Source organism: Kandleria vitulina DSM 20405 (genome assembly GCF_000702065.1).
In the GTDB taxonomy this organism is placed as follows: Bacteria; Bacillota_I; Bacilli_A; order Erysipelotrichales; family Coprobacillaceae; genus Kandleria; species Kandleria vitulina.
Genome location: NZ_JNKN01000044.1, coordinates 1 through 11,535, shown reverse-complemented (window position 1 = coordinate 11,535; position 11,535 = coordinate 1). Strand labels below are relative to the sequence as shown.

At 36.6% G+C, this 11,535-nt stretch carries 13 protein-coding genes; 1 reads left to right on the top strand and 12 read right to left on the bottom strand.

The features are described 5' to 3' along the window. Positions 1-278: 278 nt before the first annotated feature. From T513_RS0108595 to ftsE, 3 genes are all read right to left on the bottom strand, one after another. Positions 279-854 carry a CDP-alcohol phosphatidyltransferase family protein gene (locus T513_RS0108595; RefSeq protein WP_031589777.1) on the bottom strand — a complete coding sequence of 192 codons (576 nt, stop codon included), beginning with the start codon at positions 852-854 and terminating at the stop codon, positions 279-281. Positions 855-943: 89 nt separating this feature from the next. Beyond that, on the bottom strand, positions 944-1,852 hold the full coding sequence (ftsX, locus tag T513_RS0108590; RefSeq protein WP_029072356.1) for a permease-like cell division protein FtsX: 909 nt from the start codon (positions 1,850-1,852) through the stop codon (positions 944-946). Then, complete coding sequence (ftsE, locus tag T513_RS0108585) at positions 1,839-2,531, bottom strand: cell division ATP-binding protein FtsE (protein ID WP_029072355.1); 693 nt, start codon at positions 2,529-2,531, stop codon at positions 1,839-1,841. Before ftsE ends, ftsX begins: the two co-directional genes overlap by 14 nt. A gap of 117 nt (positions 2,532-2,648) precedes the next feature. Here ftsE and T513_RS0108580 point away from each other — a divergent pair, with 117 nt between their 5' ends. Then, a complete protein-coding gene (locus tag T513_RS0108580) occupies positions 2,649-2,849 on the top strand; it encodes a hypothetical protein (protein WP_031589776.1) in 201 nt (66 codons plus the stop codon). Between the two features lie 12 nt (positions 2,850-2,861). Here T513_RS0108580 and T513_RS0108575 read toward each other — a convergent pair whose 3' ends face one another. From T513_RS0108575 to T513_RS0108535, 9 genes are all read right to left on the bottom strand, one after another. Then, positions 2,862-3,746, bottom strand: a complete 885-nt coding sequence (locus tag T513_RS0108575) for a YitT family protein (protein ID WP_029071293.1) — start codon at positions 3,744-3,746, stop codon at positions 2,862-2,864. Further along, positions 3,739-4,854 carry a peptide chain release factor 2 gene (gene prfB / locus T513_RS0108570; protein ID WP_031589774.1) on the bottom strand — a complete coding sequence of 372 codons (1,116 nt, stop codon included), beginning with the start codon at positions 4,852-4,854 and terminating at the stop codon, positions 3,739-3,741. Before prfB ends, T513_RS0108575 begins: the two co-directional genes overlap by 8 nt. A 2-nt stretch (positions 4,855-4,856) precedes the next feature. After that, positions 4,857-7,517, bottom strand: coding sequence for a preprotein translocase subunit SecA (gene secA / locus T513_RS0108565; RefSeq protein ID WP_031589772.1), 2,661 nt, complete (start codon positions 7,515-7,517; stop codon positions 4,857-4,859). A 125-nt stretch (positions 7,518-7,642) separates the two neighbouring features. Next, positions 7,643-8,425: a S8 family peptidase gene (locus T513_RS0108560; protein ID WP_031589771.1), complete on the bottom strand. Its 783-nt coding sequence runs from the start codon at positions 8,423-8,425 to the stop codon at positions 7,643-7,645. After that, positions 8,407-8,580, bottom strand: a complete 174-nt coding sequence (locus T513_RS12245) for a hypothetical protein (RefSeq protein WP_155265958.1) — start codon at positions 8,578-8,580, stop codon at positions 8,407-8,409. Before T513_RS12245 ends, T513_RS0108560 begins: the two co-directional genes overlap by 19 nt. Positions 8,581-8,588: 8 nt before the next feature. After that, on the bottom strand, positions 8,589-9,230 hold the full coding sequence (locus tag T513_RS0108550; RefSeq protein ID WP_029071289.1) for a hypothetical protein: 642 nt from the start codon (positions 9,228-9,230) through the stop codon (positions 8,589-8,591). Further along, positions 9,227-9,877 (bottom strand): ComF family protein, encoded by a 651-nt coding sequence (locus T513_RS0108545; RefSeq protein ID WP_031589770.1) that lies wholly within the window; start codon positions 9,875-9,877, stop codon positions 9,227-9,229. The genes T513_RS0108550 and T513_RS0108545 overlap by 4 nt, the downstream gene beginning before the upstream one ends. Further along, entirely contained in the window at positions 9,835-10,971 is a 1,137-nt protein-coding gene (locus T513_RS0108540) for a DEAD/DEAH box helicase (protein WP_031589769.1), read from the bottom strand. Before T513_RS0108540 ends, T513_RS0108545 begins: the two co-directional genes overlap by 43 nt. A gap of 356 nt (positions 10,972-11,327) precedes the next feature. Beyond that, positions 11,328-11,535 (bottom strand): transposase (locus T513_RS0108535; RefSeq protein ID WP_031589767.1); only part of this gene is annotated, 208 nt, incomplete at its 5' end.

Sequence of the window (11,535 nt, the reverse complement as noted above, 5' to 3'; positions counted from 1 at the left end):
TTCATCACTGAAATATAAGACACCTGTATCTGGCTTGTTTGATAATAATATGCTAATGCCTGATCAGTGGCTCAAGCTCATTGAGATATCACATAAGTACCATCCAGCAGACAATTAATCATTTCTCCAAGCAGTGCTCCAGGAGACGATACCCTCATTGCGCCTTTTTTAGGTGTTTTTTTATTACCTTCATAATCATTCGGTTTAGAAAAATTCAAAATATTCAATTTTAATACTACATGAATGATATCGCATCGTTCATCGATCCCTGAAATCTGTCATTCATCAAGTTTTTCATAAACTTTTGACTCTACCAATAAATTCCATAAACGTCTAAAATAATATATAGTGGCTACTCCAACAGAAATTAACAAGGAGATACTCATTACCCTGGAAATAAGTGTATCTTTTATATTGAAGGTTATCATCAATAAGGAAAAGATAAAAAACAATGCGGTCGCAATCTTTCCAGGAAGATGAGCACCATCTAGATGAACGCCTTTCTTCTTGAAGATATAAAACCCAAATCCCAAAAGCATGGCATTCTCTGCTATAAAAAGAAAGAGAATGTACTTAAACAGCGGATAGTCCTTCATTAAAACCAAAGCAAGGACTAGCTCATAAAGCTTATCTGCGATAGGGTCTAACAGTTTTCCAATAGATGTGATCTGTTTATATCTTCTTGCAATAAAGCCATCCAAGAAATCAGTAATTGCTGATATGAATAAAATGATCATACTATAAAAGCGAATAGTCCCATTATCCACGCAATAGTAGGCATAAAGAAAGAATGGAATAAGTAAGATGCGCAAATATGTCAATATATTAGGAACACTGAAGAACTCTTTTCTCATATGACCAACTCCTATTTTTATTATAGGAAAAACATCGATAAAAGAAAAGAAAGGTGCAATAAACAAAAAAAGACTGTTATAAAACAGTCTTAGAATTTCAAGAATTTTCTTACTGAGAAGAATGAACCAATTAAACCTACACCACATCCGAGTGCTACAAGCAAGCCACTTAGATTCCAGATAAATGGGAATGGCTTTTCAAATACCATGATGGATGTACTTAAGATTCTCTGGAACTGTACATAGGCAAAGCTGTATCCATAATACAAGGCGATGATTGGTACAATTGAACCAAATAATCCGATAAAGATTCCTTCAATCATAAATGGCAGACGAATATACCAGTTAGATGCCCCAACCATACGCATAATCGCAATCTCTGTTGAACGAGATGTAATTGCCATCTTGATCGTGTTGGCAATCATGAACAGTACAACCCCAATTAAGGCTAGTACGAAGATAGCTCCACCATTTCTGATGTTTTCAAGCATTGATACCATATCCTTTGTAGATTCACCACCGTAGGTCACTTCGCTGACATTGGCAATGTTTTCGATATCATGCGCCACTTTCGTAATCTGTTTGGCATCCTTGACTTCTACTTCATAGGCATCCCCTAAAGGGTTGTCTTTTCGATAGTTTTCAAAGAGTTCCTTATTCTTGCTGCTGGCTGATTCAATCAGCTTATTTAATTCTTCTTCTTTACTTGAATACTTAACATTTTTTACATTGGCAAGCTTTTCAATTTCCTGCCCAATCTGTTTTGATTGTGCTTCATTTGCATCCCTGTTTACTTTCACATAAATAGTTAAGCTCTGTTCAATGCTTAATGTGATATCATTAATGTTTATCGCAATAACACATAATACACCAATAAGTGTTAATGTGATTGTTACCGCAAAAATAGATGAAATGGACATAACCCCATTTCTCCAGATATTCTGTAATGCGGTCTTACAATGATTAGGGAAGTTTCTGATTGAACTAATTAATTCCATTATCATAACCTCCTAGACTTGTATCTGAAGTCACACATCCATCTTCAATAAGGATAGTTCTCTTCTTGTATTTTTGTACAATGATCTTATCGTGAGTAACAACGAGGACAGTTGTTCCATTGACTTCATTGATTCTCTGCAATAATTCAATGATTCCTTCTGATGTATCAGGATCAAGGTTACCTGTCGGTTCGTCCGCAATGAGTACCTTTGGTGAATTCACGATAGCACGGGCAATAGCGACACGCTGCTGCTGACCACCTGATAATTCATGTGGGAATGCGTTTGCCTTATCTTCAAGTCCGACAAGCTGTAATACTTTTCTGACTCTGTTTCTGATTTTTCTTCTTGGGGTATCAGTTACCTGTAATGCGAAAGCAACGTTTTCAAATACTGTCTTTCTAGGCAAAAGACGATAGTTCTGGAAAACGACACCAATTTTTCTACGAAAATATGGGACCTTGCTGTTACGGATCTTGCTGACATCTCTACCATCAACTAAGACTTTCCCAGATGTTGCTTTTTCTTCTCTATATAGTAGCTTGATGAATGTAGATTTCCCTGCTCCTGTTGGACCAATGACATAAACAAATTCACCAGCATCAATATTTAGGTTCATATCATTAAGCGCTCGCACGCCTGTTTTGTAAACTTTAGTAACACCTTCTAATTTGATCATATGACCATCCTCCTTGTGAAATTATAACATATAAAAGTATGAATGAAATGATATTTTTTTATTTCATGTATGATAATAGGTCATCTTGTGATAAAATAATCCGCAGAGGTGAAAAAAATGCGAAAATGTCCACTATGCCACCAGATAATGGATGAAGAAAGCTATATCATCGACCAAGGTGTCTCTATTAGTGATCTGGTTCTTATAAAAAAAGATAAAAACTATCATCGTGAAAAGTATCCACTTAAGGCAGCAGTCTGCCCCGATTGCGGTCATGTTGAACTTTATATTGATGCCATAAAAAAGTGCAGCCAATAATGGCTGCATTTTTTAATAGTTTCTTGGCAGATTGATATCAGGAAGCGTAAAGCCTCTTCCTTTTACACTATGCACATCGCTAGCGATCACAAAGGCATAAGGATCAATCTTCTGAACATCTTCATTGAAGCTTGTATACTGTCTTCTTGAAAGAATGACGAGTATTGCTTTGGTTTCATTTCTTAAATATCCAGTTGTTACATTTAAGAATGTCACACCGCGATCGACGTCGCGATAGATCATACGTGCTATTTCTTCATAGCGATCGGATATGATAATAACTTGTACATTGCTTTCCCCTAACATCATTGCACGATCAATGAGATAAGTAGAAACAAGTACACAAATAATACCGTAAAGAATACCTTCAAAGTTGCTGAAAGGAATCTGTCCAATAAGAATGACCAAGTCAAAAACATTGATCATTGTTCCTACTGAGAAACCGAACTTCTTGTTGAAGATAACCGGTGGAATATCAAGACCTCCGGTACTGTAGCCTACTCTAAAGACAATACCAAGTCCAATTCCGGTACATATTCCTGCAAAGATAGCAGAAAGCAGACGATCATTAGTTAAATGTGCTAATGAAGGAATGTTTTCAAAGAAAGCCAGGAAAAATGGAAAAGCAAATGAGGACACAAGTGTACCAGCAATAAACTCTTTTCCTAAATAGAAATATCCTACTACAAGAGCCAACATATTAATAATAAAGACTGTTGTAGAGATATCTATAACTGGCAAGAACTGTTTGATAATAATCCCAACACCTGATGATCCAGATACAATGAGCTTTGATGGCAAGGCAAATGCATCAATCCCAAAAGCAAGGATGATATTACCAATGAGCACGAGAATAAGATGGACAAAAAGACGAAGATACTTATTCTGACTATTCATCATGTACTCCTTTCACATAGGCTTTAAGATAAGCATAAATACATTCATCCAAATTTCCATCCAAAATAGAAGATGGATCATGTGATTCATAATTTGATCGATTATCTTTAACCATTGAATAAGGATGAAGAACATAAGAACGAATCTGAGATCCCCATTCAATGGCTTTCTTTTCGCCAGAAATCTCACTTAATTCTTTCGCATGTGCTTCCTGCATCAATAAATACAGCTTGCTCTTTAACATTAACATCGCCTGTTCTCTATTCTGCAGCTGTGAACGCTGAGACTGACAGGTTACAACCGTATTGGTTGGAATGTGCGTAATACGCACAGCTGAATCTGTCTTATTGATATGCTGGCCTCCGGCACCGGATGCACGGTAAGTGTCGATTCGTAAATCGTTCATATCAATATTGACTTCGACATCATCATCGATTTCAGGGAGGACTTCCACTGACGCAAAGGATGTGTGTCGGCGCTTGTTGGAATCGAATGGTGAGATACGCACCAGACGATGTACGCCTTTTTCAGCTTTGAGATGTCCATAGGCATTATGGCCATCAAAACGCAATGTAACTGATTTGACACCAGCTTCATCACCAGCCAGATAGTCTTCTACTGAGACTTTCCAGCCTTTCTTTTCACCATAGCGCATATACATACGCATTAACATTTCTGCCCAATCCTGTGATTCTGTTCCGCCAGCTCCAGGGTGGATATCCACAATGGCAGGAAGATGATCATATTCTTCATCAAAAAGCAATGTTAATTCGTAATCGCTAAGTTTCTTTTCAAATTGATTATAGTCTTCTTCTAAAGAGACTCTAAAGTCTTCATCTTCAGTTTCTTTGACATAATCATAGATTTCAACACATTCTTCATAAGCCTGTGTCAATTCATCGTAGCTATCCGCAATCTTTTTCATTTCTGAAAGTTTATTGTAGATCTTTGTTGCTTTCTTTTGATCATCCCAGAAATGTTCATCCATCGTCTGAACAGTAAGACCCTCTATCTCTCTTTTTTTAACTTCAATATTTGCGGATACATATAATTCATCTAACAAAGAGCGAGCTTTTTCAAGCCCGCTTCTTATTTCATACAATTCCATTATTATTTAGATTCTTCTTCCTCTTTGAATTCTACTTCGACAGTGATTTCAGGAATATTCTGTTCCATTTCAGTACCTGGACGAATACCCATATGTACAATTGTCTTAGCGATTTCCTGAGAGATAGTTTTTGTCATTTCTTCGAACATATAGAATCCTTCTTCTGTATATTCCTGAAGAGGGTCACGCTGTGCATACGCTCTTAAATAAATACCATTTCTAAGTTTACTCATCGCATCGATATGATTGATCCAAGAATGATCAATGATACCTAAAAGAACTCTTCTTTCATAATCAGTTCTTACGGCTAATGGAAGATCTTTATTGAAACGGTTGTCATACTGCATAGCTACAATTTCAGAAAGTGCTGCTTCTACTTTCTTAGGTTCATTTTTAACAGTATCCGCATTCTTTCCTTTTAATGTTGTTAAAAGCATATAGTTCTTTCCAACATAATCAAGTAAACCATCCATATCTACAACTGGTTTCTTGCCATCTTCTTTAGTAAAACGAGCAACATCTAATTCGATAGCTGACTTAAACATACCTTTGACAATATCTTTAAGATCATCTGACTGCATGATATCATCACGTTCTTTATACATGATTTCACGCTGCTGTCTCATGATATCATCATATTCAAGAAGCTGTTTACGAATATCAAAGTTCTGTCCTTCTACACGTTTCTGAGCAGCTTCAATAGAACGTGTAACCATTCTTGATTCAATGGCATCATCTTCAAGGAAGGCATCAGTAAATGTCTTCACTTTTTCATTAGCGAATCTCTGCATTAATTCATCTTCAAATGAAACAAAGAACTGAGAGCATCCTGGGTCACCCTGACGACCAGAACGTCCACGTAGCTGGTTATCGATACGTCTTGATTCATGACGTTCAGAACCGATGACCATCAATCCACCAATTTCAGCTACACCTTCACCAAGCTTGATATCAGTACCACGTCCAGCCATGTTAGTAGCGATTGTAACCGCACCTTTAACACCAGCTTTTTCGATGATAGCTGCTTCTTTTGCATGGTTCTTGGCATTCAATACATTATGTCTGATTCCTTTTTTTCTTAACATGCTAGAAAGCACTTCAGAAGTTTCAACAGCTACAGTACCTAACAAGATAGGCTGTCCATAAGCATGTCTCTTTTCTACTTCTTCACAGATAGCTTTATATTTAGCACTCTTAGAAGAGAAGACTAAGTCAGATTTATCTTCACGGATAACTGGCTTATTAGTAGGAATTTCAATAACTCTCATGTTATAGATTAAACGGAATTCTTCCTCTTCAGTCTTAGCAGTACCAGTCATACCAGCAAGCTTATCAAATAGACGGAAGAAGTTCTGATAAGTGATTGTTGCTAAAGTAACAGTTTCTTCCTTGATAGGTACACCTTCCTTAGCTTCAATCGCCTGATGTAATCCATCAGAGTAAGCACGTCCAGGCATTACACGTCCAGTGAACTGGTCGATGATCATGATCTGGGCATTTCTGATGTCATGACTACCATCTTCAGTCGCAATCATGTATTCAACATTTAATGTCATTGTGTAGTTTGCTTTTAAGGCATTGTTGATATAGTGAACTAATGCTGTATTTGATGGATCAAATAGATTGTCTACTTTAAATGCCTTTTCAGCTTTTGTAATACCATCAGGTGTTAATGTAACACTCTTTGATTCTACATCTACTTCATAATCTTTATCTTTAGTTAATTTCTTTACAAACTTATCTGCAGAAACATACATTGCAGCTGTATGTTTCTTACCACCACTGATGATAAGTGGTGTACGAGATTCATCGATTAAGATGGAATCGACCTCATCGATCAAGGCATAATGCAATGGTCTCAATACCTTTTCATCATAGCTTGTTACCATATTATCTCTAAGATAATCGAAACCTAATTCTGAGTTTGTTGTATAAGTAACATCACATGCATGCATGCGTCTCTTATCATCTGAATCAAGTTCTCTTTCATTAAGACCAACAGTTAATCCTAGGAATTTGAAAACACGTCCATTTTCTTCACAGTCACGTCTTGCAAGATATTCGTTGACAGTGATAACATGTACACCTTTTCCTTCTAGGGCATTAAGATAAACTGGGAAAATTGATGTAAGTGTCTTACCTTCACCTGTCTTCATTTCAGCGATATCACCATTATGAAGTGAAATACCACCCATAAGCTGTACCTTGAAAGCTTTAAGACCCAAGACTCTCCATGCTGCTTCTCTTGCGACCGCAAAGGCTTCTACAAGGATATCATCCAAAGTTTCACCTTTTTCAAGTCTTTCTTTGAAGAATTCAGTCTGTGCTGCTAATTCTTCATCACTCATAACTTGTACCTGAGGTTCAAGGGCAAGAATTTCTTCAGCCTGCTTATTTAGTTTTCTTAATATTGCATTATCCTGAGAGAAAAGACTTTTTAGCTTTGCACCAAAGCCTTTCTTATCTTTTTGTGGTTTTGTAGAGAATGGAAGTGGCTTTGCATCCAACTTCACATCATCAAATGTATCGACAACAATATCATCGCCACGATGATCGCCTAAATCGACAATTTTCGCATCAAGATTTAAATCCTGATGTTCTTCTCCTTCTTTTTTTAATCTCTTTTTTACTTGTTTTTTAATTTCTTTTTTCTTCTTAGGCATGAAATCAAATCTCCTTTCAGTACATAAGCAATCGTATTATACCATATCGAAATTGAAAACAAAACAGTAACTTTATTACAAAGAATAGTATTTTTTCTAAGAGAATCCCAATATTTTTGAGATTCTCAACATTTCCAATTCCGATCATCTCTACTTAACAGCCTTTTAATTTGACCAAAAGAGAGTGTTTTGTCACGCTTTGCGTAATAATCAAGTAACCTCACCGTATAACAACTTGCAATCATACAGGCATACGATGTTCCGCTTGCACTGTGTTTTCCAAGATTCAAATTCACCCCAGGAAAAAGACAATCAAGACCTTTTCCAGTATTGCATTCCTTCCAGATTTCATGATCTCTATCATAGGCTCCTACACCAATCACATGCTTATGACATGCAGGATAAAGGACATCCTTATCCCCAAAATCTCCAGCTGCTGCCAATAAGATAATATGGTGCTTTACCATGTGTTCAATCTGTCGATTGACTTCTCGATCTTCATTCATTCCACCTAGTGACATATTGACAATGTTTGCCCCCATCTCTTCTGCCTTCTTTAATGCCAGATAGAGATAATGGGGCTTGGTTTCTCCCTGATCATCAATAGCCTTGATGATCACATATTGTCCCCTTTTTAATAATCCATATTGATTTGAGACGCCAAGAAGAAACATTTCACTGCCGTGTCCATGATAATCTTCTACATCTTCACATCCCTTAATGACATTGTAGACATCAAGAATACGGTCATCATATTTCTTTAATAGCTGCGAAGAAAGTCCCGTGTCGATTAAGGCGATGATCTGTCTGCTTTCTGTTTCTTCTTTAAGATGAAGATCACGCAATTGCCATGGCTGATCATGGCATCCGGTTAGAAACAATATTAATACTAAAAGAATTTTAACCATTGCAGCATCACAATCACAATAAGAATAAATAAAGAAACATTTCCAGTCACAAAATATAGTTTTCTATTTGTTAATAATGTAGAACGCAATAACAAATACATTCTTAAATGTGTAAAGAATGCATAAATAGCTAATGTTAAAATAAACGGTTCCATAATCTCACCTACTGTCTTGAACATGATACAAGAAGCGAATATTTAAAATCAATCTTAAGGCCACGTTTCTTAGGAAGCTTCTTATAGACAGCTTTTACCTTACGGCAGACATAATTGATATAGGCTGCCATCCCACCACAGATCTTGCTGGCCATGCTTAATGCAAACCCACCGATACCTTCGGTTGTAAAGCCGACAATTCCTCCTAAAAGTCCTAGCACAATGCCAATAGCTGCCATTTTCTTTGAAATCTTTGGCATTCTCTTTAAATAAAGCTTTGCATCATTATGAGTAAGATAAAAACGATAGCCCCACCAGTAATGTTTGCGCTTGTGAATATTTCCCCCTTGAACATAGAAACTGTGATCATTCTTTTCTACGATTGTCTTATTCTTCGTTATAAAAATAAGACCCTTATTAACACATTCATTGTAGGCTGATAAATTCGCTTTAATGGCCTTTGCATCTTGCTTACCTACATACAAAGAAAGATTCTTACTAATAAAATATCCATTCTTTACCTTAATACAGCTTTCAATCTGTTCTTCCTGTCTTCTTGAATAAGCTTTCGCTTCTTTTAACATGAAGTGTCCCTGAAATAATACAGTGAGTACACAAGCCATCATCATGCTTACAATTGCTTTTCTCATACATCTCTTCCTTTCCAATCATAACGTGATGACAATACAAGAATCTCAATGCATGCTGGATCATAGGCAGCACATAATGATACACAGCGTTTCATTGTTTCTCCTGATGTCATCACATCATCAAAAAGCAGGAGTTTCTTGCCACGAAGAAATTCTCCTCCTTTTAACATAATGACATTCTTCACACCTTCTCTTTCCTTGAAGCTATGATCGGTCTGCTTATAATCTTCTTTTTTATAGAGTCCTTGAAAGACATGGTGTGAAAACGTCATCGCAATAGATGCAACGGGCGCAAAACCTCTCTTAAGATTTGTCGCATGATTGCTTGGCACACAGACGACCATGTACTGTTCATATTTCTTCTTTATAGACTCAATAAAAGGAAGCAGAAAAGCTTCTTTTAGGACATAATCATATTGTCCCTTGTAAGAAAAAAGAAGGGATTTGAAGAATGTGTTGTAATAATAAAGAACATGCAGATGATAGCCTAGAAACAAAGATGATGAATCCATGATTTCAAATTGAGACAAACATGATGAACAGATCTGTTCTTCTTTTATCAATCTTCTAATAGACAATTCATATCGAAGATCTCTATGACAGATCAGACAGACATGCGATTTAGCCTTTCGATCGTCTTGATGCATACTTTCATCTCCTTTGATTTCACTCTATCAATAAATAAGACGTCCCCTTCCTCATAGCCAGGCTTTCTTCCTACTCTTCCCGCAATTTGCATCAGTGTTCTTTCATCATAAATAGCAGCTGCCGCATTGATCACAATACAGTAGACATCTTCAATAGTAATGCCTCTTTCTAGAATGGTTGTAGTAACAAGAAGATCAATCTTTCTATTCTTTAATAAAGAAAGCTTCTCATTAATGTCACTGCTCAAGGCACATACTCCTCTTACAAGATAAAAATGAGATAAGAAAGACACATACTTCATGACACTCTTTCTTGTTGGTACATAAATAAGAACCGGATGTTTCTTCACATACTTTCTTAACATGTAAAGAAGAAAAAGATTCCAGCAGAAAGTTGGCATGATGCAACACCTTGGGACAGGAAGCTTATGTCCATGATAACGTCTATTCATAATAAAGAGCTTTTCATCATGAATATCTTTGCTTGTTAAGGTGGCACTCATCTTAATAAAAATTCCCCCATTGCATTTATTAAAGAGTGACTCTAATACCTGATTGCCATAAAAGGGAAATGCATCAGCTTCATCTAACAAGATAAGATGAAAAGGTGTTTTCACAAAGCGATAGAGCTGATGGGTTGTACACACGATAAAGCTGGCCTGCTCACACTCGCATACACCACCATATATCAAGCCGATTTCTATGCCTTCAAAATGTTCTTTAAAGCGATGGTAAAGTTCAATGCACAGCGCTTTTCTAGGAACACAGAAACACACTCTTTTTCCTTTACTTAACGCATAAGCAATGACCCCAAAAGAAACCTCCGTCTTGCCCGATCCACAAACGGCCAATACAAGTGCGTTCCACTTATTCTTAAAGCACTCAATCAGCTGAAGGGAGATTTCATTTTGTCTAGGAGACAATGTGAAAGAAAGATGATAGGTAACCTCCTCTAATTTATTAACAATGATTCTCTTTTCTATTTTCTCATCAGTGTAGATACGCCCAAATTTGATGCAGGCACGACAATACGTACGACCTCTCACTGTGACAAAATAGCTTGAATCCTCATTCCCACATCTTGGACATTTCATCTTTCCTCACAACCCTTTCTATTTCTTTATTCCGCAATAATGATTATTTTTCTCAAAAAATGAGATATTATTTACATTTAAATTAATTGCGTTAAACTATAACTAGAAATGAAAAAGCATTGTTGGATTGAAAGAAATTTTAGAAAGGTATATTTAAATAATGAAAAAGGATGAAAAAAAGATAACCATCATACTGGTTATCTTTACTGTATTGTTTAGTTTGTACCATGTATACTCAACCCTTACGCCTACCAATTACGCTGATTGTGAACTACCACCCACCTAAAGGTAGGTGGCTTCTAAGAACCTGACGGTTCTATTTAAGAAGTTTGATATTTAAGTTTCCACCCGACAAGTCAGGCAATCCTTATTCTTACAGGCGTGTCCACTTCGCCTCTACCGTATAGGATGTTAACATCCACAACGCTACTTTTACGCATGATGTTCAATGCGCCATTAACATCCGCATTGATTATTTTCCCGCTTGCGGTTTTATATTGCCCTCTGTGTATTCTTTTGCCGCTAAACTGATATTCTCTTGGATTATCAGCACTGTAAACAGGA

Excerpts from the sequence above, each read along its gene's own strand:
- T513_RS0108595 (WP_031589777.1), bottom strand. The coding sequence starts at position 854 with ATGAGAAAAGAGTTCTTCAGTGTTCCTAATATATTGACATATTTGCGC.
- ftsX (WP_029072356.1), bottom strand. The coding sequence starts at position 1,852 with ATGGAATTAATTAGTTCAATCAGAAACTTCCCTAATCATTGTAAGACC.
- ftsE (WP_029072355.1), bottom strand. The coding sequence starts at position 2,531 with ATGATCAAATTAGAAGGTGTTACTAAAGTTTACAAAACAGGCGTGCGA.
- T513_RS0108580 (WP_031589776.1), top strand. The coding sequence starts at position 2,649 with ATGCGAAAATGTCCACTATGCCACCAGATAATGGATGAAGAAAGCTAT.
- T513_RS0108575 (WP_029071293.1), bottom strand. The coding sequence starts at position 3,746 with ATGAATAGTCAGAATAAGTATCTTCGTCTTTTTGTCCATCTTATTCTC.
- prfB (WP_031589774.1), bottom strand. The coding sequence starts at position 4,854 with ATGGAATTGTATGAAATAAGAAGCGGGCTTGAAAAAGCTCGCTCTTTG.
- secA (WP_031589772.1), bottom strand. The coding sequence starts at position 7,517 with ATGCCTAAGAAGAAAAAAGAAATTAAAAAACAAGTAAAAAAGAGATTA.
- T513_RS0108560 (WP_031589771.1), bottom strand. The coding sequence starts at position 8,425 with ATGGTTAAAATTCTTTTAGTATTAATATTGTTTCTAACCGGATGCCAT.
- T513_RS12245 (WP_155265958.1), bottom strand. The coding sequence starts at position 8,580 with ATGGAACCGTTTATTTTAACATTAGCTATTTATGCATTCTTTACACAT.
- T513_RS0108550 (WP_029071289.1), bottom strand. The coding sequence starts at position 9,230 with ATGAGAAAAGCAATTGTAAGCATGATGATGGCTTGTGTACTCACTGTA.
- T513_RS0108545 (WP_031589770.1), bottom strand. The coding sequence starts at position 9,877 with ATGCATCAAGACGATCGAAAGGCTAAATCGCATGTCTGTCTGATCTGT.
- T513_RS0108540 (WP_031589769.1), bottom strand. The coding sequence starts at position 10,971 with ATGAAATGTCCAAGATGTGGGAATGAGGATTCAAGCTATTTTGTCACA.